The 23,962-nt window shown below is 34.6% G+C and carries 23 protein-coding genes and 2 pseudogenes; 19 read left to right on the top strand and 6 right to left on the bottom strand.

What is annotated here, in order from left to right; genetic code table 11:
- Positions 1 to 168: 168 nt before the first annotated feature.
- The 10 genes and pseudogenes from LRP84_RS19160 to LRP84_RS19120 all read left to right on the top strand — a co-directional run bounded on the left by LRP84_RS19160 (position 169) and on the right by LRP84_RS19120 (position 7,289).
- Positions 169 to 1,104, top strand: coding sequence for a hypothetical protein (locus LRP84_RS19160; protein WP_230576531.1), 936 nt, complete (start codon positions 169 to 171; stop codon positions 1,102 to 1,104).
- A 359-nt stretch (positions 1,105 to 1,463) separates the two neighbouring features.
- Positions 1,464 to 2,174: a nucleotidyltransferase domain-containing protein gene (locus LRP84_RS19155; RefSeq protein ID WP_230576534.1), complete on the top strand. Its 711-nt coding sequence runs from the start codon at positions 1,464 to 1,466 to the stop codon at positions 2,172 to 2,174.
- 14 nt (positions 2,175 to 2,188) lie between these two features.
- The gene (locus LRP84_RS19150; RefSeq protein ID WP_230576530.1) at positions 2,189 to 2,734 is read left to right on the top strand and encodes a GNAT family N-acetyltransferase; all 546 of its coding nucleotides are present in this window, start codon (positions 2,189 to 2,191) and stop codon (positions 2,732 to 2,734) included.
- A 137-nt stretch (positions 2,735 to 2,871) separates the two neighbouring features.
- On the top strand, positions 2,872 to 3,636 hold the full coding sequence (locus tag LRP84_RS19145; protein WP_230576529.1) for a VOC family protein: 765 nt from the start codon (positions 2,872 to 2,874) through the stop codon (positions 3,634 to 3,636).
- A 19-nt stretch (positions 3,637 to 3,655) separates the two neighbouring features.
- Complete coding sequence (locus LRP84_RS19140) at positions 3,656 to 4,138, top strand: GNAT family N-acetyltransferase (protein ID WP_230576528.1); 483 nt, start codon at positions 3,656 to 3,658, stop codon at positions 4,136 to 4,138.
- 138 nt (positions 4,139 to 4,276) lie between these two features.
- A complete protein-coding gene (locus LRP84_RS19135) occupies positions 4,277 to 4,777 on the top strand; it encodes a GNAT family N-acetyltransferase (protein ID WP_230576527.1) in 501 nt (166 codons plus the stop codon).
- 122 nt (positions 4,778 to 4,899) lie between these two features.
- A pseudogene (locus tag LRP84_RS22685) lies at positions 4,900 to 5,004 on the top strand (multidrug resistance efflux transporter family protein); the annotation flags it as partial.
- Positions 5,005 to 5,193: 189 nt separating this feature from the next.
- Positions 5,194 to 6,018 carry an AAC(3) family N-acetyltransferase gene (locus LRP84_RS19130; protein ID WP_302850625.1) on the top strand — a complete coding sequence of 275 codons (825 nt, stop codon included), beginning with the start codon at positions 5,194 to 5,196 and terminating at the stop codon, positions 6,016 to 6,018.
- A gap of 12 nt (positions 6,019 to 6,030) precedes the next feature.
- A complete protein-coding gene (locus tag LRP84_RS19125) occupies positions 6,031 to 6,732 on the top strand; it encodes a phosphopantothenoylcysteine decarboxylase domain-containing protein (RefSeq protein ID WP_230576526.1) in 702 nt (233 codons plus the stop codon).
- An 84-nt stretch (positions 6,733 to 6,816) separates the two neighbouring features.
- Positions 6,817 to 7,289: pseudogene (locus LRP84_RS19120) on the top strand (tetratricopeptide repeat protein).
- 146 nt (positions 7,290 to 7,435) lie between these two features.
- Here LRP84_RS19120 and LRP84_RS19115 read toward each other — a convergent pair.
- On the bottom strand, positions 7,436 to 8,416 hold the full coding sequence (locus LRP84_RS19115) for a phosphodiester glycosidase family protein (RefSeq protein ID WP_230576525.1): 981 nt from the start codon (positions 8,414 to 8,416) through the stop codon (positions 7,436 to 7,438).
- 184 nt (positions 8,417 to 8,600) lie between these two features.
- Here LRP84_RS19115 and LRP84_RS19110 point away from each other — a divergent pair, with 184 nt between their 5' ends.
- Positions 8,601 to 8,693, top strand: a complete 93-nt coding sequence (locus LRP84_RS19110; protein ID WP_230576524.1) for a putative holin-like toxin — start codon at positions 8,601 to 8,603, stop codon at positions 8,691 to 8,693.
- A 248-nt stretch (positions 8,694 to 8,941) separates the two neighbouring features.
- On the opposite strand, the gene LRP84_RS19105 is transcribed toward LRP84_RS19110, so the two are convergent.
- The gene (locus LRP84_RS19105) at positions 8,942 to 9,754 is read right to left on the bottom strand and encodes an HNH endonuclease (protein WP_230576523.1); all 813 of its coding nucleotides are present in this window, start codon (positions 9,752 to 9,754) and stop codon (positions 8,942 to 8,944) included.
- Positions 9,755 to 9,900: 146 nt separating this feature from the next.
- On the opposite strand from LRP84_RS19105, the gene LRP84_RS19100 reads away from it, so the two are divergent.
- A complete protein-coding gene (locus tag LRP84_RS19100; RefSeq protein ID WP_230576522.1) occupies positions 9,901 to 10,983 on the top strand; it encodes an AI-2E family transporter in 1,083 nt (360 codons plus the stop codon).
- Between the two features lie 62 nt (positions 10,984 to 11,045).
- Here the strand turns inward: LRP84_RS19100 and LRP84_RS22600 are convergent, their stop codons facing one another.
- The gene (locus tag LRP84_RS22600; RefSeq protein ID WP_367890494.1) at positions 11,046 to 11,222 is read right to left on the bottom strand and encodes a tyrosine-protein phosphatase; all 177 of its coding nucleotides are present in this window, start codon (positions 11,220 to 11,222) and stop codon (positions 11,046 to 11,048) included.
- A gap of 216 nt (positions 11,223 to 11,438) precedes the next feature.
- Entirely contained in the window at positions 11,439 to 11,579 is a 141-nt protein-coding gene (locus LRP84_RS19095) for a YrzI family small protein (protein ID WP_098308620.1), read from the bottom strand.
- Between the two features lie 544 nt (positions 11,580 to 12,123).
- On the opposite strand from LRP84_RS19095, the gene LRP84_RS19090 reads away from it, so the two are divergent.
- The gene (locus LRP84_RS19090) at positions 12,124 to 14,199 is read left to right on the top strand and encodes a hypothetical protein (RefSeq protein ID WP_230576521.1); all 2,076 of its coding nucleotides are present in this window, start codon (positions 12,124 to 12,126) and stop codon (positions 14,197 to 14,199) included.
- Between the two features lie 405 nt (positions 14,200 to 14,604).
- Here the strand turns inward: LRP84_RS19090 and LRP84_RS19085 are convergent, their stop codons facing one another.
- Positions 14,605 to 15,072: a MarR family transcriptional regulator gene (locus tag LRP84_RS19085; RefSeq protein WP_230576520.1), complete on the bottom strand. Its 468-nt coding sequence runs from the start codon at positions 15,070 to 15,072 to the stop codon at positions 14,605 to 14,607.
- A gap of 182 nt (positions 15,073 to 15,254) precedes the next feature.
- On the opposite strand from LRP84_RS19085, the gene LRP84_RS19080 reads away from it, so the two are divergent.
- From LRP84_RS19080 to LRP84_RS22515, 3 genes are all read left to right on the top strand, one after another.
- Positions 15,255 to 15,962 (top strand): DUF6022 family protein, encoded by a 708-nt coding sequence (locus tag LRP84_RS19080; protein ID WP_230576519.1) that lies wholly within the window; start codon positions 15,255 to 15,257, stop codon positions 15,960 to 15,962.
- A gap of 292 nt (positions 15,963 to 16,254) precedes the next feature.
- Positions 16,255 to 18,603, top strand: a complete 2,349-nt coding sequence (gene helD / locus LRP84_RS19075; protein ID WP_230576518.1) for an RNA polymerase recycling motor HelD — start codon at positions 16,255 to 16,257, stop codon at positions 18,601 to 18,603.
- 209 nt (positions 18,604 to 18,812) lie between these two features.
- Positions 18,813 to 18,938 carry a hypothetical protein gene (locus LRP84_RS22515; RefSeq protein ID WP_302850624.1) on the top strand — a complete coding sequence of 42 codons (126 nt, stop codon included), beginning with the start codon at positions 18,813 to 18,815 and terminating at the stop codon, positions 18,936 to 18,938.
- A gap of 176 nt (positions 18,939 to 19,114) precedes the next feature.
- On the opposite strand, the gene LRP84_RS19070 is transcribed toward LRP84_RS22515, so the two are convergent.
- Entirely contained in the window at positions 19,115 to 19,312 is a 198-nt protein-coding gene (locus LRP84_RS19070) for a DUF2071 domain-containing protein (RefSeq protein WP_230576517.1), read from the bottom strand.
- A 712-nt stretch (positions 19,313 to 20,024) separates the two neighbouring features.
- Between LRP84_RS19070 and LRP84_RS19065 the strand changes: the two genes are divergently transcribed.
- Genes LRP84_RS19065 through LRP84_RS19055 form a run of 3 tightly spaced genes read left to right on the top strand, consistent with a single transcriptional unit; the run spans position 20,025 to position 23,925 of the window.
- Positions 20,025 to 21,605 carry a spore germination protein gene (locus LRP84_RS19065; RefSeq protein WP_230576532.1) on the top strand — a complete coding sequence of 527 codons (1,581 nt, stop codon included), beginning with the start codon at positions 20,025 to 20,027 and terminating at the stop codon, positions 21,603 to 21,605.
- A gap of 27 nt (positions 21,606 to 21,632) precedes the next feature.
- Positions 21,633 to 22,736: a spore germination protein gene (locus LRP84_RS19060; protein ID WP_230576516.1), complete on the top strand. Its 1,104-nt coding sequence runs from the start codon at positions 21,633 to 21,635 to the stop codon at positions 22,734 to 22,736.
- Positions 22,720 to 23,925: a Ger(x)C family spore germination protein gene (locus LRP84_RS19055; protein ID WP_230576515.1), complete on the top strand. Its 1,206-nt coding sequence runs from the start codon at positions 22,720 to 22,722 to the stop codon at positions 23,923 to 23,925. Before LRP84_RS19060 ends, LRP84_RS19055 begins: the two co-directional genes overlap by 17 nt.
- The last annotated feature ends 37 nt before the right edge of the window (positions 23,926 to 23,962 follow it).

Below are 23,962 nucleotides of genomic sequence, written 5' to 3'. Positions count from 1 at the left end.
CTATTATATTAGTAATTATATGTATAGTATTGTAAAAAAATATGTTTACATGCATGAAAGGGATTTATGGCGTGCATGTGAGATTTTTTGGGTTTTTATTTATTAATGGGATAGTAAAATCATATATTATTTTTTAGAATCTACAAAAGGTTGGAATGGAGGGGGATTATGAAGTTATTAAATATAAAGGGTAATAAATTTCCTTTTTTTCGACGATTTGTAAAAAGCCAAAACTTAAATAAATGTGCAATTGTTATGGGGGGTATCCTTCAAAAGCAAAAATGTAGAGAAGAAAACGAGCAAAGTGATGAAAATATCGAAAAATACTTTCGTCCATCATGTTTTGCTGTTCTTAATAATCGGTTTCACTATCAATTTTTTGATTCTTTCTTTAACAAAAAATACAATCAAATCGTCCTTTCTCCGTTGCTTATGAATTCGCCTGAAAATACAATTATTAATTATTTCAGTGTTTTACGAGAAGCTGAAAATCTTACAAAAGATAAAAGTGGAGGATGCGGAACTGTTGGAATGTCAAAAATACCGTATCCAATCGCTTATAATTTTTTTACTAATACATATCAAGAAAAAATTTCTTATAACAGATATTTTCGTTCATTCAAAGGAATCGGACATATTAATTTGATAAAACTAGCAAGCTTACATAAAGATAAAAACTATCCGAATGCAAAACGTTATTTTATTGAAATTGAAACAATTGAAGGTTCAGCTAAAGGGGTAACATATTTTGCTTATTATTATGGTTATATTTATATGGAAAAGGAAAAAAATTCTTACAAAATCGCTAATATGGAACTGTATGGTGAAGACTTTTTATGTGCAGCATATCATCTTTGGCAACACAATGCTGAAGCGGTTGTTGACGCTGAATACGGGAATTGGTGTAAACTTGTGAAAGAAAGGCTTCCAACAAAGCAAGAAGGCTATACGAAACAAATTGATGTCATTGGAACTGATGGGTATAAATATCGATTTGTTTTTTTTCAGCTAACAAATCATACAGATATTTTGACAGCACAATATAAAAAGAATACAAAAGGGAAATGGGAGTTTATTGAAATCGATCCTGAAAAGTGTTTGTAAATAAGACTTTAGTAATGTTGAAAAGCGGAAATGAACTAATGTATCGGAAGGGAAGTGGCTCAATTGTTCAAAATTCAATTAGAATAAAATAAAGATTTAGTTGCAATCAGTGGGGAACTTTTCATCCTTTACTAATTGTTGGTTGACCAAGTGGAATTTTACTGTCTATAAGTAGTGAGATACAGCAATTTAATAATCAAGAGGAGTAACATTTTTTCCTATTTTTATTGAAAATTTCACATACCGTATTTTCAATAAAAAATAGGAAAAAAACAATAAACGTCGAATATATCGTTAGTGTGGGATATAAGCAAGAGAGAACAAAAAGTAAAAACGAAATAAGAGGGATATATATGAAAATGGGACCAATGGAGGCAGCTAAACAAGTTCTTGCATCTCAATTTCCAACTTGTGATGCAGCTCTTTTAGGAGGAAGCATCGCAAGGGGAGAAGGAACGAAAACTTCTGATCTGGACATTATTATATTTGATGGCACGCTTTCGTCTGCATATCGTGAATCTTTCATAGCTTATGGGTGGCCTGTTGAGGTGTTTGTGCACAACTTTACGTCTTATAAAGACTTTTTTGCGAGTGATTGTAAACGTGGTCGTCCTTCTTTACCACAGCTTGTTGTAGAAGGAATTGTTTTAAAAGATATAAAAGGGAATACACCAGCGATAAAGAAAGAGGCACAGCAACTATTAGAAAAAGGACCAGAACCTTGGACAGAAGAAACGATGCAACAGAAACGATATTTTATTACGGATGTGTTAGACGATTTTATAGGTACAACAAAAAGAGAAGAAGAATTGTTTATCGCAAATCATCTTGCAAATCTCGTTCATGTGTTCATATTGCGAATGAATAATTGTTGGACAGGACAATCGAAGTGGTTTATGAAGACACTGAAGAAATATGATGAACAATTTGCAGTAGAGTTTGTAGCAGTGTTTGAACAATTTTATAAAACAGGAGAGAAAGAGCAAGTTATTGTATTTGTGAATGGTATTTTAGACATGTACGGAGGGAGGCTTTTTGATGGTTTTTGTATAGGGAAGACGGAAAAGTGAGGAGCAATTGCGCAATGAGTTTACCGAATATTCGATTAAGAGAATTGTCATTAGATGATATAGAAGACCGATATCAATGGTCATTAGATAAAGAAGTAACAGGGCATTTAGTAGTTCCCGATCAATATCCGCCATTCACACGTGAAGATACAAGAAGATGGATTGAAATGTGTATCAATCGAACAAATGGATATGAACAAAGAGCAATTTGTTCTGAAGAAGGTGTTCATATCGGATGGGTAGATTTGAAAAATTTCGATAGAACAAATAGAAATGCAGAGCTAGGAATTGCGATTGGTGATAAGCGATATTGGGGAAAAGGATACGGAATGGCTGCTTTATACCAAATGCTTCAAATTGGTTTTGAACAATTCGATTTAGAAAAAATTTGGCTGCGAGTAGATGCAGATAATACGAAAGCAATGAAAAGTTATGAAAGAGCTGGATTTGTACGTGAAGGATTAATGAGAAAAGATCGACTGAGACAAGGAGAGTTTGTTAATCGTTACCGCTTTAGTATGTTAAAAGAAGAGTTTTTTGAAATGTTACGGAGTGAATAATAGTGTATACCGTAAAAAATAATATAATGCCTATGCTACAAAAGTAGTAAATATATTATCCCTCTATAAGTGGATTCTTTTACTATATATATCTTATACATTAGTAGTGAAAGTATTAATTTTGTGAGGGGTGCTATATGATTACACATTTTTCAAATATAGAATTACAAACATTATCTATTGAGGGCGTTAAACAAATATATACCGATATCCTGCAATTTCCTATTGCGAAACAAACAGAGACGTATATTCAATTTCAAATTACTCATTTTACAACAATTAGCTTCAAAGAAGTGTTAGAACCAATTGTCCCAACACATTTTGCTTTTCAAGTGCCATACTCACTATTTGATGAAATCGCATTGTGGCTTATACAGTCAGGTGTACAAATTTTAAAAGATAAACAAGGAGAAAAGATTACGAATCATTCTCCGGTAAGTAAAGCAGTATATTTTAAAGATGGTGATGGAAATATTCTTGAAATTATTTCACATGAATATGTACAAGAAGATGTTTTACAAAAAAACGGTCCTCTGCACATTATGTATGTTCGAGAAGTTGGATTTCCAGTTCCGTTTGTTTCTTTGTTTCGAGAATGGTTGAAAAATACATTGCACATGAAAACAATGCATGACCAAGATATATTCAATTTTGTAATGGGAGGAACTGTACATGCGGTTGTTGTAAAAGAAGGAAGACCATGGATTCCAATTGATATGAGAGCATTAATGCCAACAATGAGCATTACCTTTGGAACTCCAGATATAGAGTTTATACAAAAAGTACACAAAAAAGAAAATACATTACATTTTAAACAGCATTCTTATTCTATTACTTTGAAACATACACCGGAATTTCTAAGCTCTATTCCGAAACAACTTCATTTACCTTTATCTTTGTGAACTGAGGAGGAGATTTGAAATGAAGGACAGTGCTCTAAATGAAGAGAAAAATAACGGTTATTATATTTCGACCGATAAAGACTTGTTACAAATTGACATCATTCATGATTTTCTTTGCAATGATTCCTATTGGGCAAAAGGAATACATAAAGAATTAGTTGTAGAAGCAATTAGAAATTCACCGCTTTGTTATGGCGTATATGATAGCGAAATGAATCAACAAGTAGGTTTTGCAAGGGTCATTACAGATTTTGTTCGCTTTTCTTGGTTAGCAGATGTCTTTATTTTGCCTGCATATAGAGGAAAAGGGTTAAGCAAGTGGTTAATGGAGATGATTGTAAAACATCCAAAGCTGAAAGGTACGCGGTTTATGTTAGTTACACAAGATGCTCATACGTTATACGAGCAGTATGGATTTGAGAAAATTACAGAACTAGAGAAATTCATGATGAGAAAGTTAAACATGGAAGTTGTTATAAAAAATTATGGCCTAGAGTTATAAAAGTATAAGATAAAAATTTTCATATAATATTATTATGTAAATTGAACGTTTTTAATAATATAAAGGAAGATGGTTAATTTTGCAGAACATGTCTACTAGGAAGTTTTTCATTTTGTACACTAGAAAGGATGTAGCGCGATGATTACACTTTTAACTGAAACTGATGCAGAAATTTATTGGAATTTACGTTTAGAAGCATTGCAGAAAAATCCAGAGGCATATGTTACTACATATGAAGAAGCAATTCAAAAGGAAGAACCAATTCAGGAAGTAATAAAAAATTTACAAGGAGGAAATAGCCATACGTTTGGTGCCTTTGATGAGAATAATAAGTTAGTAGGAGTTGTAACACTACTAACGGAATCAAGAGCAGCGCTCCGCCATAAAGGACACATTGTAGGAATGTATGTAAGTGCTCAAAGCAGAGGAAGAGGGTATGCACGTAATCTAATACACGAAATCTTAAAAAAAGCAAAGACTCTAAATATAGAACAAATTGGTTTATCGGTAGTTTCGGACAATATTATGGCAAAAAAATTATATCATTCAATTGGATTTGCAACGTATGGTGTAGAAAAAAAGGCATTGAAAATTGGTGAGATGTATCGGGATGAAGAATATATGGTGTTATTTTTATAAGGAATATACATAAAATGGATATGACTTAGAAACATCTTTATATTGTTTAGGGAGGGGCTTGTTCTCTCCTCATTTTTAAAATGAAAGTAGGATTATTATATAATTATTATCAGTCCTCATTTCCATCAACTATGTCTTGGATTGGAATGAGTCTTGTTATAGTTGGGCTGATTTTACATAGTTATGTGACGTTTATGGAGAAAAAAGAGGAAAAAATAACAACATGAGAAGATGATCTTATATGGTCATCTTTTTTATATTGCATAAAAGATAGAGTATGAATGATTGTTATCATATATAGTCTATCTGTATTTTGAGTTGTTCTTCTGGTTTTTATTAAATATTGAGAAAAATATGATAATATGGAAATGAAATATAAAAGAAATTATCTGTTCTATATAGTATGGAGGATTTTTATGAACATAAACGATATAATCGCAAAAACAAAAATGCCAAATACAATTCATACCATTGCAAATGATTTGCGGAAGTTAGGTGTTACAGAAGGAATGACAGTTATTGTACACTCATCTCTTAGCTCAATTGGCTGGGTAAGCGGAGGGGCTTTAGCTGTAGTAGAAGCTTTAATGGAAGTTGTTACAGAAGAAGGAACAATTATTATGCCAACGCAAACGAGTGATTTATCTGATCCGAAAAATTGGCAAAGACCACCTGTTCCAGAAAGTTGGTGGGAATTTATTCGTGACAATGTACCCCCGTATCATCCAGAAACAACACCAACGCGAAGTATGGGGAAAGTAGTGGAATGTTTTCGTACTTATCCAAATACAAAGAGAAGTAATCATCCTTTACATAGTTTTGCAGCATGGGGAAAGAATGCCGAACAAATTACCGAAAATCACAAGCTTTCTCCTAGTTTTGGAGAACAGTCACCTTTGCAAAAAATGTATGATTTAGATGGATATATATTACTAATTGGGGTGGATCATGATTCAAATACGTCACTTCATTTATCTGAAGTTCGTGCGCAATATCGAGATAAAGTACAAATCGGGGCACCGATTATTGAAAATGGAGTTCGTATATGGAAAGAGTATGAGGAATTCGAATATGATTCTGATGACTTTGAGCCGCTAGGAAAGGCATTTGATGAAACAGGAGCGGTAACATATGGAACGATTGGAAATGCATCATGTAAATTAATGAAACAACGAAAAGCTGTGGATTTTGGAACAGAGTGGTTTTTGACACAAAAACAAACGAAAAAAATATGTAAGTAAAGGATGGAAAACATGAAGGAGAAAAAGGTACTAATTACAAGCGGCGGTTGTTTAGAAAAGTGGGATCAAGTAAGAGGGCATACAAATTTGTCAACTGGAAGAATGGGAAAACTTCTCGCGGAAGAAGCTTTAAACACTGGGGCTTCTGTTATCTATTTACACGGTTATTTTGCAGAAAAACCTGAAGCGAATGATAATCTTTCATCCTATTCTTTTGAAGGGATTGTCGATTTACAAGATAAAATGAAACAAATAATTACAAGTGAAAAAATAGATATTGTTATTATGGCAGCGGCTGGATCAGACTGGATTGTTGATAAAATTGTCGATCGAAACGGAAATGTAATGAATGAAATAGGCAAGTTATCAAGCGATATGCCGCCAGTTATTCATTTTAAGAAAGCTCCAAAGGTACTAGCACAAATTAAACAATGGGATCCAAATGTTGTATTAGCTGGATTTAAATTAGAAAGCGGTGTAAATCAAAAAGAATTAGTAAATAGAGCCCAAGCTCGAATGAAAGGTTCACAGGCAGATTTTATGGTTGCGAATGCTTCGGATGCGCTATATACCTATGAAACGAATCACTATATTATTTCTAAAGATGGTGACGTGCAAGTGTGTAACGACAAAGCAAGTACAGCAAAAATTTTGATTGATAAAATTGCAACGATTCATTCTGAAGGAGAACAATTGCTTGTTCACTACTCATAATTAGCGGGAATATATGTATATGTCATGAAAAAATAATGTCGGGAATCATACATAGATATATTGAGTGAAATGAGGAGGGGGAGAATGGAAAATCTACTAAAAAAAGCAATCCAGTTGCGCAATGAGAAAAAATTTGTTCAATCAAGAGAGATATTGTTAGGTTTAATAAACTTCACGCAAGATCCGGAAATCTTGTATCAATGTGCATGGACGCATGATGTAATGGGAATGGAAACCGAAGCCGCTCTATATTATGAGAGAGCAATTGAACTGGGATTAGAAGGAGAAAGTTTGCGAAGTGCTTATATCGGTTTAGGGAGTACTATCGCTGTATTGGGGAATATGATAAGGCGATTGCTACATTAGAAGCGGGAATAGAACGTTATCCAGATGATGATGTCATGAAAGTGTTTTTATCCATGGCAAAGTATAATATACAATCTCATGAAGAAGCGATGAAACTCCTGCTAGATGTGGCAATGAAAACGGAAAGTGTAAAAACATATGCAAAAGCAATTACATTTTATAAAGAGCGTTTAAATGAAACCTTTAAATAAAGTGAAACTTCCATCAGTGGGGGATAACTGCTAGTTGATGCGGGATAAAATGGTAGAGTTACAAGTAAATAACTACCGGCCGAAAGGTGCAACATTCAGTCGGTAGTTAAGAATACTGAATAAACAGCGTTCTGTAAGAGTGCTTGTTATTTCGGAATGATTACAAATGCATTTGGAAGATATCTCATTCCCACTGACGTTTCAGTTGCGGGTTTAAGTTGTAATTTTCCTTTATAAATCATCGTTGAAGAACCTCCACCGTCTAAGGCAAATGCATCTATACATCCATATTTTTGGAAAAGGGATACCATATCTCTCATAGAAGCACCACGGTGATTCTTGTTCCAATAAAATCTTCCGTCTGTTACAATCATTACTACATTCCCTTGAGAATCTTGTCCGATTCCTGTTCGAGGCGCCCAGCCATATGCTTCTTCAATTTGATCCGTCACCATATCTTTTCCGTCCACAACCAGTTGCGGTCCGAATGTGACAGCTTGTGTTACGTTCATATGTTTTAACTCATTAATGGAGTATGTTCCTGTAATGAATTGTCCTTTGTTTGTGAATCCACAAACAACATTACGTGCATCTCGACTAAATCCAGGCTCCGAACGAATAACGCCATCAGAAATTGCAATCCCTATGACTTCTCCGCCACGCCCAACACCTCCTGGATCTTTAAATCCACCTGCGTTGATACCTCCAATAGCCCCATTTTGTTCAATGAGTTCAGATAATGGTTGTCCCTGATTATGATATTTGGAACTTACTAAATGAATGGCAGTCGGATCGTTAACCTTCATTATTTTTGCTGTGAAATGTGGATCTTCGAGCGTTTCAACAGTTACAGATAAGGGGTGTTTTTTACGTGACAACAAAAAATTGGGAAGTTTTGATTTTTGGGTGGGCGGTGCATAAATAGCAGTGTTCAATTGCTGAATTTCATTTTTTGACAAAAGCAATCTTGCAAATTGCGGGTGTTGTGATGACAGAATAGATCCTCCGATCATTTCGCGAAGTTTATGGCCAGCGCTTGTACCGTACAACCAAATCATCCCTCCTGCTAGGATAATGAGGAGTACGAGACTTATTCGTTTTATTCCCTTTTTTATCCGTCTTTGCATATGAATACCTTCTTTTTTTCATAGTATGTCACATTTGTTATTTTTCAACACAATTAAAAACCGATAAGCATAAAGCTTACCGGTTTTCGTCGTAAAAATTAGAAAAATATGATAAAATGAAAGGGTAACTCATGGTCAGGGTGGTTGTTCTATTATCACTTCTCTAGTGAAGGGAGGTGATAATTTGAGTGAACTTACGTTACTTTTGCAAGGTGGTCTTTTTCTCATTGCTTTGCTGACGTTTGTTGTGTTATTAATTGACAAGCTCAAAAAATAACAACCCACTCTACGCCAATAGAAGGTGGGTTGTTTAATTCGTAAGAAACAAATAGGATAATGAATAATCCACTCTGCTGAGTTATATGGGACTAGTGTATTGCCGCACACTAGTCTTTTTTTATTCATATGCTAATTTGATTTATTTATGTGATTGTATCGCTCTTTTCATTGTTATTATAGCATAATCCTGTTTATGTAAGAAAGGAGACCGTACGTTCTTATTTTTGTAATCACATCGTGCGTGTATTAAGATCGAATTCCGTTTGTTGTTTTAAATAATCCGTTCATATATTCTTTTAAACTTTTTTTGTAAAACTCTTGATTGATTGTATCATTCACACCAACAATTGGCGACGGAAGGTCATATGTTTTTTCAGAAAGGTGAACTACGACATCGAACACATCAAAGAAGCGAATAAAACAGAATAATCCATCTTTGTCGCTTAATAAAATAAAATAATGATTTTCGCAATCGGTATTTAATGTGTTCCACAATGAACTTTTGCTTAAATCTCGTACAATATTTCTATCATTTAATTCAATAAAATCTATGTTGAATAAAATATTAGAAATTGCAACTGCATCTGGATCATGAAAATAACCATCTATTGCATGTACAGCAAATAAATAAGCCATTTTCAATAAACTCATCTTATATTTGCGATTATTAAGCAGTAATTCACGTTGAATGGAACCAGAAACTTTTTTTCCTCGTTCTTCTTTCCATATTTCATCATGAAGTGAGATATCATGTCTTTTGCATAGTTTCATAATAAGGGAATTTGAAAATTGAAATTCGTCGCTATCAGTTTCGTCATTTATATATTCTTCATCATATATATCTAGAAAAAGAGGGGAATCAATTTGATGTTTAAGTTGATCAATTTTATACTGTATTAATTTATGGCTAATTAATGGACGATCTACATTTGTTACTATTCTTTCATGACATGTTTCACACACTGTATTGATATAGTAATATCCGCATAACACTTCTGGAATAACATATTGTTCTATATATTGTTTCTCTTTTTCTCTACATATACTGCACATCGTCATACCTATCACCTTTTAGTTGCAAATTTTTATATGTCTTTATTGTAGTGTATTTATTTATGTTTTGGAATAAAGAACGAAGAAATAGCATGTAAAATTTCGTTTTGATTTGTTACAATGAGAGGAGAAATTTTAAAGGAGGCTTTTTTTTGAAATCGAAAGCACATTTTTGGACATTAGAAGTGCTGATGGTTGTAACGATTATTTTTATCTGTACAAAAATTTCGTTTTTATTTCAGCCAATCGGCATTTTTATCTCCACATTGTTTTTCCCTATTTTAATTGCTTTATTTCTTTATTTTATGTTTAATCCAGTTCTTGTTTTTTTAGAGAACAAAAAGGTGCCGCGTAATTTAGCAATTTTGCTACTGTATGTGTTCATTATTGCATTAATAGCTGTGGGGATTGGTGTTGTGGTTCCAACTCTTTCTCAGCAGCTTATGGATTTAGTAACAAATATGCCGATTTATATTAAGGAGGCGACAGAATACATAACAGATTTATCACATCATAAGTTATTTCAATGGATTACAACACAAGATTATGTTTCACTAGATGTGATAGAAAAGAATGCTCTTCATTATTTGAAAGAGATACCAAATACGCTTACATCGAGTGCGACTGTATTATTTGGTATTATTACAAACGTTGCATTAATTATTTTCACAGTTCCATTTATTTTGTTTTATATGTTTAAAGATGGACATAAATTTCCTGGAGCAGCAGTTCGCTTTTTACCAGAGGCGTATCATGAAGAAGGGCGTCGTGTTTTAAAAGAAATGAATGAAACCCTTGCTGCATACATTCAAGGTCAATCGATGGTTTGTTTATTTGTTGGGGCTTTCACATTTGTCGGTTATTTAATTATCGGGATGCCTTATGCTTTTGTTTTAGGAGTTGTGGCGGCAGTTACGAATATCATTCCAAACTTAGGTCCGTTTATTGGGGCGGCACCTGCGGTTATTGTTGGACTATTTGTATCACCGATGCAAGCGTTATGGGTTATTGTTATCGTAACGATTGTTCAGCAATTTGAAAGTAATATTCTATCACCGCGAATCATGAGCGAAAAATTAAACATTCATCCGTTAACGGTTATCGTGTTGATTCTTGGTGTCGGAAACTTTGCAGGAATTATCGGGATGATTTTAGCTGTACCAGCATATGCGGTGACGAAAACAGTCGTTTTAAATGTAGTAAGGCTTTTTCAATTGAAAAAAAATAAGAAGTAGAAAAAAAGACCAGTTACGTATTGTAGCTGGTCTTTTCATGTTTTAGTACCAATAGTATGATTTTATTCCAGTAGTAGATTTTGCAAACTATTTTGCTGTATGTTACAAACTTGACAAAGATAATTTTTAATAGTGCCGTATTTTTCTATAATTTCATTGTAAATCTCATCTAAATATTCACACCGTACCTCTAACATTGGTTTTAAACGTTCGGGTGAGATTTGAAAAGACTCATCCATCTAATCAATTTTTTGACTTTTTTCATAGCTTTCATGACTATATCTCCAGTTACCCATAATGAAATTCTTTTAAATACTTATCTTCGTTTATTTAACATTCTCACACAAGATTATGATTTGTTATGCAGAGTCTATCTCCACAATCCAAACCATAATTCGCTGCTTTGACAAAATCATTACAAACATCTCCTTTCATCGTTATTTGTTATTAAAAAATTAAAGGTGGTTATAAAACGAAATTTGACGATCTTTTACTTCGTCCATGATCTTTTGAACACATTGTTCATGTTCAAGTTCTTCTTTAGATAGACGGGTTTTTTGAATCGTAATCGTTAAAAAGAATACATGAAATGTCATATACTGTTTACTCCTCTCAAGTGTATAAATTTGTAAGAAGGCGAAAATCGCACAAAAAAGCCACAGGAAGACAAAGTGCTCCTGCGGCAAGGCGTGAAAAAGCCACAGGAAGGCATTCGACCTCCTGTGGCAGAATTATTTAAATCATAATAAAGGCGATTTTCAATTCTCCATATGGGTGGTCGAATATATATTTGATTGTGAGACAGATGCTACATAAACACTTATTTTCATCATTTCATTCGACCTCCTTTGGAAATTTTTTCTTACTTAAGTAAGTATATACAATTAGGTAACTTTTGTAAACCTTAAAATGTAAAAATAGGGTAAAAGTTTTGAATTTTAATGAAATTGCACAATTTCTAAGGGGGATGTTGTGGTGTATAACGAACTATTAGTGTGAGAAGGGATGGAACAACTACCTTTAACATTTTAATAATAGTAACCTTTTCTTGCCTAAGACAAAAGTGAATAATTGGAAAAATATAAATTGTAAGTAAAAAATATATATAAAAGAATACACTTGTAGAAGGAGGGATGGGGGATGAAAGATTGGAAAGATGACGTTTTTAAAATACTTGGAGTATGGTCGCTACTTGGTGCTTATATCATTTTAACGATGACTATGCGCTACTCATGGGCTACCATGTATCAAAGCTTAGCTGTAATTGGGGTACCTGTCATTGGAATAGTGTGGTATTTTGCGATAAAAAATTTAATGTTTGCAAACACGTTGTTTATAAGAGGAATGCGTGTAACCTTATATCTCGCTTATGCGTGGTCATGTTGGATGCTTCGAAATATTTACGGTGTAGGAAATGAAGAAGTTTGGCTCTCTGTTAGTTGGTTACTTCCAGCATTATATCTTTATGTAACAGACAAAAAAGCAGAATGGTATGTGCTTGGAGGCGGAGCATTACTTTTCTTTTTATCAACGATAGACGAAATGACGTGGTTTGCTGTTTCGGATAAATGGCAATCTATTATAATAACTATCGCTTCCCTAATATGGTACCGAATTGAATTGAAAATGCCGGGGCGTTATTTATTTTACACAACTAGTTTATTAGGATTATGGATGGTGTACCTTGTAAGTTTATACGAAGGAGGAGAGCCTAACTATTGGATCAAAGTAGTGTGTGCAATCCTCATGACGGTCATGTACTTTATTATATTTAAAAAGATAAAAGAAGGAAATTTATATAAAATAACAACTGGTGCAATCTTAACGGCGTGGTCATTGTATGCATTGATAGACATAACCAATCTATTTACAAATTTAACTATGAATATCTCTTATATATTAATGGGACTTGTCGGTTTGTTTGTCGTAATTTCACAACAATTTTTTACTTGGCAAGAAAAAAAGAATCAAACACAAACAAATCCTCGAAAAATCGGAGAATATGTGCTGTATGTTTTAGTAAGCTCAATAGGAAGTGTTCTTTTCCTTGCAAGTCTTTATTTTATTTTATGGGAAACATTAAGAGAAAGCAGCGTAATCATGATTGTAAGCGCTACGCTCAGTGTGCTTGGAATATGGGGATATAAAAAAATAACAGCAAAATTTTTACGTATTTTTTTATTTGTTTTCGCTATCATGGCGGGAATTACAACACTTGTAACAGATCACCATTACATATGGGGAGTGTTGTATGCTAGTTGTATTTTTGCGTATTGGATGTTCGCAAAACATAAGGCAGAACAACATAGTTTATGGTGGTTATTGGAAGGAATTATACTTAGTGAATGTATGAGAGGTGCGGACTTTTCAACAAGCATGGGCTATCTCGTACTCATTCATATCGGATTTTTCATTTTTGCGATTGCACTAAAAAATGAATTTTTATTACGAAATAGTGTTGGGTTTGGAATGATGTATGTATTTTTCTATTTGTTAGAGAAATACGAAGGGGCAGATTCTTGGTTTATTGTAATCGTACATGGTGGATATACATTACTTCTTGTGTTAGGCATGCTATATGTAAAGGATTCTGCAATTAAACGGATTGGTATCGTTATTTATTTATTTACGAATCTTATTATGTATGAAACAAATTATATTGGAAACTATGGATTGAGCTGGATGTTATTTCTTGCAGGGGTTGTATTGTTACAAACGAAAAAACAAGAGAATATTGTAAAATATAACATAACATACAAGAAAAAACATGTGTGGTTAGTAGGTATACTTTCTACTTTTATTTTATTAGGTACTGTTACACAGCAAGAATGGAACTATTATGACGGTAATACCGTGTTACTAGAATTAGAAAATCCAGTTAAGGAATTAGGAAATGTGAAAAAAGCCTGGTTTTCTTTCAAAATAGAAGCGGAAGCAAACGAAATGATGCTGAATCGTGAAATACAAAAAGAAACAAAAACACCTGTGTTTATAAAATTGAAAAAAGGACAGGGAAAGAGTTATCAAATAGATAAAATAAAGCTCAATGATTACCCGAAAGAAAAAGGTATCTGGATAAAAGGATATATGAACTATGGGTATGTTACGATAGGAAGTACACGTGAAGTTCCTATTACCCTTGTAAAAGGGAAGTGGCTGTATGCAAAAGTGCAAATTGCAAAGAACGGAAATAGCAGAGTAATTGAAATTCAGTGAAAGTAAAATGTGCATGAGTGGGAAATCTTATTATCCATTAGTATATGCTTTGGCATCGGTTACAAAGAGAATTGAAATTATCATTGCACTTGTCAGTCCAATACGTAAACTATAAGTAAGTATTTCATTAGGCAATTTGGGGATATTCAAGGTAGTTTACTAAAGTGGCGTCTGATAATAAAGTCGTTTAATTCATATTATCAAGACCTAAATTGCAAAAATCCTTAAAAATAAAGGAGAACACATATTATACATGAATAATATGTGTTCTTCTTTTATTCCATTAAAGCGCCCGTTTGTGGAAGAGTGTTTTTGGCTATTTTGGATTACCCACATGTCTTTCAAAATGCATGGCATGCCTACTCTGACTTGATCTGTAAGGTTACCAATTAAATGATTTCCAAATTATCTTAATTTCTTTGACTCTTCGTGAAGTATAGATCGGCTGAGGACTACAAAGTCAATAAGAAATTTAATCTCCTGATCATTATATTTTTTGAAAAGTTCTCTCATGGATTGGCTAAAAGAAGTGAAGAGAGGAAGAATCTCTTTTTCCACTTTTTCAAGATTTACATGAATGATGACACGTCTGCGGTCGTTCAAATCTTTATCTCTGTACACATAATTAGTTTTTTCAAGCCTGTCAATCACACCAGTAACGGTCCCCGTCGTAAATCCAGTCATTTCGGCCAGCTTGCCGGCAGTCATAGGATAGTTACGTAAAATAATATCCAGGCATTTGTGATCCGTTGAATTCAATCCCAGTTTTTCAGCCATGTTTTGATGGAACATGATCGTTTCTGTGCTGAAGTTTCGTAATTCCTCATTAAACAATTCAAATAATTGTTCCCTCGACAGATTTTCTAGTGACATTTTGATAAACCTCCGCATATAATATTTTATCTCACGAGATAAGATATTTATAAAACGAGATAAGAAACTTATTTAATATATTATATAAAAACAATATCAATTCAATGCAAGCAAATAATTTGTAGTCGTTAGGCGCGGAAATGTCTTATATGAGTGGGAAAATAAACTGAAAGGTGTTTTTTATGAATTCACTGAAAGAAGTTCTTACGCAAGAAAAAGAGATTACGATTTATACGCTTGCAAATTACATGAACCAATATACCCGTAATAATTGGAAATCTGTATTGCAGGAAAATCAATCAGAGTTTCAGGATGCATTTGAAAAGTCAGGAGAATTTGCTTATGGTGTCTTCGGACGTAAGTTGTTCGGACCTTTGATCAAAGAAATTGAGCGTGAAGGGTTTGTCTTGGAGTCGGACCACTTGGCTTCTTCCGTAGAGTATTGGGGGCCGCCGGAAGAGCGGGAACGGTGCATGTGGCATGTTTGCAAAAAAGCCGACGGTACTCTGATGGGAAGTTTGGTCACCCGTGTCTTTCACGATCATACTCAGTTTCGTATACCCCGTTCACCGGATATTATAGCACTTGAGAAGACGGAAAGAAGCGAGATTGTCGAGGCACTTTCGCGCGCTTCCACCCGCATCACCAAATATAACGAATTTACTGGTACATTTTTAACAGAAAAAATTGACAACGGCGAACAAAAGGACCATGGTTGGGAATACAGTGTTGAGGTCGGATTGGGGGATTATCTTGAAATTGATAACCCCGAAATGAGCGAGGGAATGTTTGATCATGCTCTTTCTCTTTGGGGACGCAATAACTGGGAACTAACGTCAGTTGTTCCTTATCAGGGACGTCTAATCGCGTTCTTTAAACGTCCTGTTTGAATGCACCAAATAAAAAGTCGATTCCTTTACAGGAAATCGACTTTTTATTTGGTGCAATTTATTTAATGTGTAAAATGTCTGGAATTTTATTTAGTTCTCTCATAGAGAGTGCAATTGTTTAATAACTTTATCTATTTTCGTTGAATTAAGAAAGACGTATATGTTAAAATGAAAAAATGACCATTAGAAAATATTTGTTTAATTTCAATAATTACCCAATATAATTTTATCAAAAATAACTGTGTTTGTCAAACTTTTGGTCAAATTATTTTTGTCGATAAGGAGTGACAATATGGAACAGTATGAACAAGAATGGACGATAGAACAGCAACGAGTAGAGGAAGTAATAAAGAAAATTAAAGAGGAGATAGATGTTCTTCAGCAATATGTGAGTAGCGGAAAAAAAGAGGTAGTTAGTATTCGAAAAAACTTTTGGAGTGATGTAACAGTTAACTTTGATAATGCTGAAGAGGCCGTGGAAACTGCAGCAAGTATAAAGCAACAAGCAGAGTTGTTATCTGAAAGAGAGCGCAGTCACCATCATGCAGATAAGCAGCTCACGATGCTAAAACGGCTAGAGCAATCTCCGTATTTTGGGAGAATTGATTTTTTAGAAGAAGGTGAAAGAAGTACTGATCAGATTTATCTTGGGATTCATTCTTTTTTTGATGAAAGCACAGAACAATTTCTTGTTTATGATTGGAGAGCACCTATATCCAGTCTATATTATGATTACTCGTTGGGAGCGGCCGTGTTTAAGGTGCAAAATGAAATTATTACAGGAGAAATCGCTTTAAAGAGACAATTCATCATTCGTAACAGTCAAATGGAGAGTATGTTTGATACAGGAGTAACAATTGGTGATGCATTATTACAAGAAGTGTTAGGGAAGAATGCGAATACACAAATGAAAAGTATCGTTGCTACGATTCAGAAAGAACAAAATCTAATTATTCGTAACGAAACGAGTCGTTTACTTATTGTGCAAGGAGCAGCAGGAAGCGGAAAAACATCTGCTGCATTGCAGCGCGTGGCTTATTTACTATATCGATATCGAAATACATTACATGCGGATCAAATTATTCTTTTTTCTCCTAATTCAATGTTTAATAGTTATATTTCGACTGTTCTTCCTGAATTAGGAGAAGAAAATATGAAACAGACAACATTTCAAGAATATTTAGAGGAGCATATAGATAAGATTTTTGATGTAGAAGATCCATTCACACAAATAGAATATGTACTTTCAGGGATAGAAGAACGAGAATACTCAGTACGTATGCAAGGAATTCGATATAAAGCAAGTGCACTTTTCGTGAAAGTTGTAGATAACTATGTGACGTATTTGAGACAAGATGGAATGATTTTTAAAGATGTGAAATTTCGCGGAGACTTATTAATATCGAAGGAAGAAATAAAAGAGAAATTTTATTCTTTTCCTGTTTCTACGAGAATTCCTAATCGAATAAAATTAATTTCTGAGTGGTTATTAAAAGAACTAAAGAAAAGAGAGCGGCTAGAACGAAAAGAACTTTGGGTTGAAGAAGAAATACAGCTATTAGATAAAGAAACGTATGCTAAAGTTCATAAGAAACTTCAACAAGAAAAACAGTATGGTGATAATACATTTGATGATTTTGAACGTGAACAACAAATGTTAGCTGCAATGATTGTGAATGCCCGCTTTAAACCACTTCGTAAACGTGTGAAGAGACTTCAATTCATTAATACGCCTGCGATTTATTTACAGTTGTTTACAGATTCGATGTTTGCAAAGCAATTTACAGATAATAATAGCTTACCACCAAATTGGCAAGAAATATGCGAAGAAACAGTAGAACGCATACAGCGCTTTTATTTGACATATGAGGATGCGACACCTTATTTATATATAAAAGATCAGCTGGAGGATTTACAAAGAAATACATCTGTAGAGCATATATTTATTGATGAAGCTCAAGATTATTCTGATTTTCAATTTACCTTTTTGAAGCGATTATTTCCACATAGTAAAATGACGATACTTGGTGATTTTAATCAAACGATACATGCACATGCGACTGAAAATGGATTTTCGCAATTATATGCTTTATATGGAGAAGAAAAAAGTGAACGCATTGAACTTACACGTAGTTATCGTTCGACGAAACAAATTATTGAATTCACACGGCAACTTATTTCAGGAGGAAACTGTATTGAACCCTTCCAACGTGAGGGGAGCAAACCAGTTATAACAGCAGTAGACACAGAAGAGGAACTGCATCAAAGAATTGTAAATCGAATTAAATATTTGAAAGAAAATAATCATAAAACGATAGCAATTATTTGTAAAACTGCTCAAGAAAGTAAAGCGGCATATGACATATTACAGCGATATGTACAAATTCACCTTATCGAAAAAGAAACAGCTTCGTTTGGTTCGGGGATACTTATTGTACCTTCTTATTTAGCGAAAGGTGTAGAGTTTGACGCTGTTATTATTTATAATGCTTCAAACAAACAATATAGAAAAGAAAGTGAACGTAAACTTTTCTATACAGCCTGTACACGTGCTATGCACGAGTTATATATTTATTATATAAATGAAATAAGCCCATTTTTATCAACAGTCGAGGTAAATACTTATACGCAGGATAAATAAACTACATAAACAGAGATCATGATTCATAGGGTGATCTCTGTTTAGCTTACATTTTTATATGGAAGCGGAACAGTTACATTGTGTTTCATTTATAACAAATGGCGTGTTTTTTAGGGATGAAAATTCCGCACATAAGACATAATAATATGTAAGAAATTCCGATTAGAGTAAAAAACCGCGGTGTCAACTGCTGATATAGGATGATTAAAATGTGGAAAATGATTGTTTCCTATCTTCCAGAGTGGAAAGTTTTCGGGCAAGCCTTTATCGTATTTTTCATTCCGTATGTAATTTCAAAAATTTTTAGTTTGATTCATTCGTTAGAGGATGAGTAATGAAATGAATTATTATATTGAAGAGCAAATATCGGAAGCAGTGAATACTTTTGCAATGAAAGGTTTGTCCCTAATTTTGAAAAGAAATTTGTACGGAGTGATAAGGCAAATGGAACCATGTCCTCGCAATTGTATATAAGGCTTAATTCTCCACATCAAGAGACATGAAAAAACACCTATTGAATGGATGTACGTACATTGATTGCTGGAAATTTAGGCAACAGTAATACATGTGGAAATCCACGAGGATACATTCCCTCCATAACAAATACAACCACTCCTAACCAAGCATATCCATTAAATGTGTCAATTTGTAAGGAAGAAGGATTATGTGGCCGCAAAGTTTCAGCTGGAATAGGCCAATGAGCAAACAATAGATTCTTCCAGGTTTGTCACATAATCAATTTTTTTGAAGGTAATGGCCAAAGGCGGTGAGTGAGATCATTCATTAAATTCATAAAATGATCTTCTTTATTTTTATATGTATCTAGTTTAAGTAGGCCACTTGCTTATCCCGTATTAACGAGCGGTAAGGTCCCAATCCAAGATTCTGAGAAACTAAGAAGAGAGAAGGGGGATAACTGCTGGCGTGCACTCGATTAGTGGAACTTTATCTGTGTCGCTAGTTTTGGGTTTTGATAAATATGATTTTGTATGTGATCAACGCGAGTGTTACCATCCTCATTTCTTCCACCATCAAATAGAAATAAGAGCAACTTTTATACTAATTTCAATATCTTCTCCTAATCTATTCTTCTAATCTATTCTTCTAATCTATTCTCCTGCGAAGATTTTAATCCAAACGGATACTCCAAATATTAGATATTTTTAAACACTTAACTCAATTAATTAAATGAACGCGGTTATCAATCTTCGTAAAAACATAGACATTTCTTCTAGCTTGAACTTGACTTCGCTATTGCAATAGCTTTTATCCAATGAAGAATTGATTATATGTAATAACATAAATTTCTTTTTTTAGGAAATGATTATAGTTGTGAACTGTTTAATTTACACGATTGAATACTATAGAAAGCATGGTACTAGGTTGCTGGATGTACATTAAGTTTTCAAAGAGAAAGAGTGATGGGAATGAGTGAGCAGAAATCAAAGATCAAACAAATAAAGAAAACAACCAATACATATGAAGATAAGCAGGAAGTTAAGTCTTTTCAGGACTCAACAGAACATTTTACAGGCGATTTCACCTTGGATTTAGAACTTGTAAAGAAAGAAATTAGTTATAACTCAGATGTACACTTTCGGGAGTTTAACATCGGGCGTACAGGTATTCAGGCGGCAATCTTTTTTGTGGAAGGGCTGTCGGATAAAGAGCTCATCGACACACATATTTTGAAATCATTGATGCTTGATTTTTATGAAGAATACAAACAGGATTCATCTTATATGAAAGGTACGGTTTCAAAAGAATTTATTAAAGATCAAATTCTTTCCATAAGTGAAGTAAAAGAAGTCTATGATATAAAAGATTTAATGTCAAAAGTGTTGACAGGTTCAACGGCACTTTTAATTGATGGATCATCAGATGTGTTAATTCTTGATACAACGAAAGGGAGAGCGCGGAATGTTGAAGAGCCGGTATCAGAGGTATCGGTCAGAGGTCCACGGGTAGGTTTCACAGAACTTTTAAGTGATAATACCGCTCTTTTACGACGCCATGGTGAAAATGAAGGCTTATCATTAATAAAGTTCCAAGTAGGAAAGAGGGCAAAAAAAGATCTAGCCGTTGTTTATATGAAAGAAATTGCTGACTCGGCATTAGTAGAAGAAGTGAAGAAGAAAATTCAGAAAATTGATATTGATAATGTACTGGAATCAGGCTATGTAGAGCAGCTCATCGAAGATAATTATTTCAGTCCTTTTGCGCAAGCGCAGAGTACGGAGCGTCCTGATCGCGTCATCGCCGCATTAATGGAAGGTCGGGTTGCGATTTTATTGGACGGGACACCTTTTGCTTTGATCGTTCCAGTTACATTTAGTATGATGATGCAATCGCCCGAAGATTATTATGAACGTTGGATTCCCGGCACGTTCATCCGCCTATTACGTTTTGGAGCAGCTATCATTTCTCTTTTTACACCTGCCTTGTATATTTCCTTTATCTCGTTTCATCCTGGATTGATTCCGACCAAGCTAGCTGTTTCCATCATAGGAGGGCGGGAAGGTGTTCCATTTCCTGCAATTATAGAAGCACTGCTTATGGAAGTAGCTATCGAAATTTTACGGGAAGCCGGACTGCGTTTACCAAAACCAATTGGCTCGGCGATGGGGATTGTTGGCGGATTAATCATTGGACAGGCTGCGGTAGAAGCAGGGATTGTTAGTCCCATGATGGTAATCGTAGTAGCTGCAACTGCCATTTCCTCATTTGCTCTCACACCTTATAGTACTGCGATTCCACTGCGTATTCTTCGCTTTGTAGGCATGTTTTGCGCTGCCATTTTTGGATTGTACGGGGTCATTCTGTTTTTCCTTTTCTTATGCAGTCATTTGGTGAAGCTGAAGAGTTTTGGCGTACCATATGTCAGTCCGGCTGTTCCCTATCGAGTAAGTGATTGGAAAGACTTTTTGGTTCGCATGCCACTTCAAATGATGAAACGTCGTCCGAAGATGCTAAATCCGAAAGATTCCATACGAAAAGGATAGCTTACTTTGAAAAGGAAGTGACCAGTGATGATTACTAAACCTAAAGATCAAATTAAGACGTCACAAGCAGCTGTTATTCTTATCAATTATGTACTTGCAGCAGGTATTCTCACCTTGCCTAGAACAGCTGCGGAGAAAGTGAAGACACCGGATGTTTGGATAACTGTTATTTTAGGCGGGATGATTGCGATGGTTGCAGGATTGATTATGGTCAAATTAAGTCAGCAGTTTCCCGAAAAAACATTTTATCAATACAACCAAGACATTGTAGGAAAATGGGTAGGCGGGTTATTGAGTCTATTAATAATAGGTTACTTTATTAACCTTTCCTCATTTGAAGTTAGAGTGCTAGAAGAAGTAACGAGTTTTTTTTTACTGGAAGGCACCCCTGGCTGGGTTATTATCATGACATTTATGTGGGTGAGTCTTTATTTGATGTTAGGCGGCATAAACCCAATGGCTCGTCTGTTTGAAATTATATTTCCAATTACGGTCTTCCTTTTTTTGCTGACTGCCTTCATGAGTATTGGAATATTTGAGATAGATAATCTTCGTCCAGTACTAGGATTAGGAATTATGCCAGTGCTAAAAGGGATAAAAACAACAACTCTCGCATATTCAGGATTTGAAATTATGTTGCTCCTTTTGGCGTTCATGAAAGAGCCAAACAAGGCCGTAAAGGTTGTTCTAGTCGGAACTCTCGTGCCCTTAATTTTTTATGTCATTACAGTTGTGATGGTTATCGGGGCGTTTTCTGTCGATGGAGTAATAACGAGAACATGGCCAACGATTGATCTCATGCGAAGTTTTGAAATCCCCGGCTTAATTTTTGAACGTTTTGAATCTTTATTACTTGTAATATGGATTATGCAAATCTTTTCAACCTATACAATCTGCTATTATGCTGCTGCTTTGGGGTTGGCTCAACTCTTTAAAAAGAACATTCATTCGTTTATGTATGGGTTACTTCCGTTTGTTTACATCATTTCTATAATTCCGAAAAATACCAATGATCTATTTAAATTTGGGGATATGATTGGTAATACTGCTTTGTTTTTATTCGGTGTATTGCCATTGCTTCTTCTCATAATCTTCAGATGGAGGAAGAGAAAGAATGAGACAAAGTCTTAATCACGTACGGTTCCTCCTGATTTTACCCTTGGTTCTTTTACTTCTGTCTCTTACAGGATGCTGGAGCAGCCATGAAATTGAAGAGTTGGGTTTCGAGGTAGGTTTGGCATTTGATAAAGGAAAGGAGTCGACTGTTGAGAAAAAATTTCAAAAACAAGGCGGAGGGTATCCAAAGAAGAATATTATAACATCGACCTATCAATTTGTTGAACCGCAATCATCAAGTGGAGGAGGAAAGGGCGGATCATCGCAACAAAAAGCTTACAAGAATGTCTCTGAAACCGGAGATTCTCTCCACCAAATGATTCGTGAAGTTTCATTAAGAAGAGATCGTCCTATAATTTTTCACCACACAAAAGTGATAGTTATTAGTGCTGATCTCGCACGCACGTATAGTTTGAAAAAGTTACTTGATGTTTATATTCGTGATAATGAGATTCGTCCAAGCTGCCTCATGTTAATTAGCACGGGACGAGCTAGCAAGACGCTAGAAACGGACGAACCAGGAGAAATTCCGGCGTTTCGTTTATTTGGAATTGCAGATAATCAATATAGAACATCAAGGATTTTACCTGCTGTTCCGCTTGCTAAATTACCAGGCAAGATGCAATCAGAATCCAGTTTTCTTTTGCAAAATGTGCTTTCGTCAGATGGGGAAGTAAAATTCTCGGGAGCTGCGATAATCAAAGGAAAGACAAAAAAACTGCGTGGCTTTTTGAGTGAAAAGGAATTGGAAGGCTTAACATGGATATCTGGGAAGGGGAAAGGTGGTTTGGTGAAAAGCGTTGATAAAAAGACAGGACAGGTGATCATGTATGAGGTCGCGTCTATGAAAAGTAAGATTACCCCTCACGTTAAAGGAAACAAAATCTCTTTTGATGTAAAAATGGAATCAGAGGGACGAATATCTGAAAACTGGGTCGCTTCGGGGACACCTTTTAAAAATGAGTTTCTAAAAAGGGCAGAAAAAGCCGCTACGCAAGAAGTAGATCGACTAGTGAAACATACATTAGAAAAAATTCAAAAAGAATATCAGGTCGACGTTGCTGGATTCGGAAATAGATTAAGAATTGAGTATCCTAAAACATGGGAAAAGGTTAAAAAAGATTGGGATAAAACATTTAGTGAGGTTCCAGTCAAATACAGCGTAAAATTAAATATTAAGGATTATGGCGCGGAAGGGTCTTAAAAGTGAGATTTCTTATTCAATAGTTTTTTATCTATTC

Origin of the sequence: Bacillus rhizoplanae (assembly GCF_917563915.1) — a bacterium.
GTDB lineage: Bacteria > Bacillota > Bacilli > Bacillales > Bacillaceae_G > Bacillus_A > Bacillus_A rhizoplanae.
The sequence above is the reverse complement of the archived record's forward strand: the minus strand, read 5'-3'. Positions and strand labels throughout refer to the sequence as shown.

Excerpts from the sequence above, each read along its gene's own strand:
- LRP84_RS19160 (WP_230576531.1), top strand. The coding sequence starts at position 169 with ATGAAGTTATTAAATATAAAGGGTAATAAATTTCCTTTTTTTCGACGA.
- LRP84_RS19155 (WP_230576534.1), top strand. The coding sequence starts at position 1,464 with ATGGGACCAATGGAGGCAGCTAAACAAGTTCTTGCATCTCAATTTCCA.
- LRP84_RS19150 (WP_230576530.1), top strand. The coding sequence starts at position 2,189 with ATGAGTTTACCGAATATTCGATTAAGAGAATTGTCATTAGATGATATA.
- LRP84_RS19145 (WP_230576529.1), top strand. The coding sequence starts at position 2,872 with ATGATTACACATTTTTCAAATATAGAATTACAAACATTATCTATTGAG.
- LRP84_RS19140 (WP_230576528.1), top strand. The coding sequence starts at position 3,656 with ATGAAGGACAGTGCTCTAAATGAAGAGAAAAATAACGGTTATTATATT.
- LRP84_RS19135 (WP_230576527.1), top strand. The coding sequence starts at position 4,277 with ATGATTACACTTTTAACTGAAACTGATGCAGAAATTTATTGGAATTTA.
- LRP84_RS19130 (WP_302850625.1), top strand. The coding sequence starts at position 5,194 with ATGAACATAAACGATATAATCGCAAAAACAAAAATGCCAAATACAATT.
- LRP84_RS19125 (WP_230576526.1), top strand. The coding sequence starts at position 6,031 with ATGAAGGAGAAAAAGGTACTAATTACAAGCGGCGGTTGTTTAGAAAAG.
- LRP84_RS19115 (WP_230576525.1), bottom strand. The coding sequence starts at position 8,416 with ATGCAAAGACGGATAAAAAAGGGAATAAAACGAATAAGTCTCGTACTC.
- LRP84_RS19105 (WP_230576523.1), bottom strand. The coding sequence starts at position 9,754 with ATGACGATGTGCAGTATATGTAGAGAAAAAGAGAAACAATATATAGAA.
- LRP84_RS22600 (WP_367890494.1), bottom strand. The coding sequence starts at position 11,222 with ATGGATGAGTCTTTTCAAATCTCACCCGAACGTTTAAAACCAATGTTA.
- LRP84_RS19095 (WP_098308620.1), bottom strand. The coding sequence starts at position 11,579 with ATGACATTTCATGTATTCTTTTTAACGATTACGATTCAAAAAACCCGT.
- LRP84_RS19090 (WP_230576521.1), top strand. The coding sequence starts at position 12,124 with ATGAAAGATTGGAAAGATGACGTTTTTAAAATACTTGGAGTATGGTCG.
- LRP84_RS19085 (WP_230576520.1), bottom strand. The coding sequence starts at position 15,072 with ATGTCACTAGAAAATCTGTCGAGGGAACAATTATTTGAATTGTTTAAT.
- LRP84_RS19080 (WP_230576519.1), top strand. The coding sequence starts at position 15,255 with ATGAATTCACTGAAAGAAGTTCTTACGCAAGAAAAAGAGATTACGATT.
- helD (WP_230576518.1), top strand. The coding sequence starts at position 16,255 with ATGGAACAGTATGAACAAGAATGGACGATAGAACAGCAACGAGTAGAG.
- LRP84_RS22515 (WP_302850624.1), top strand. The coding sequence starts at position 18,813 with ATGTGGAAAATGATTGTTTCCTATCTTCCAGAGTGGAAAGTTTTCGGG.
- LRP84_RS19065 (WP_230576532.1), top strand. The coding sequence starts at position 20,025 with ATGGGAATGAGTGAGCAGAAATCAAAGATCAAACAAATAAAGAAAACA.
- LRP84_RS19060 (WP_230576516.1), top strand. The coding sequence starts at position 21,633 with ATGATTACTAAACCTAAAGATCAAATTAAGACGTCACAAGCAGCTGTT.
- LRP84_RS19055 (WP_230576515.1), top strand. The coding sequence starts at position 22,720 with ATGAGACAAAGTCTTAATCACGTACGGTTCCTCCTGATTTTACCCTTG.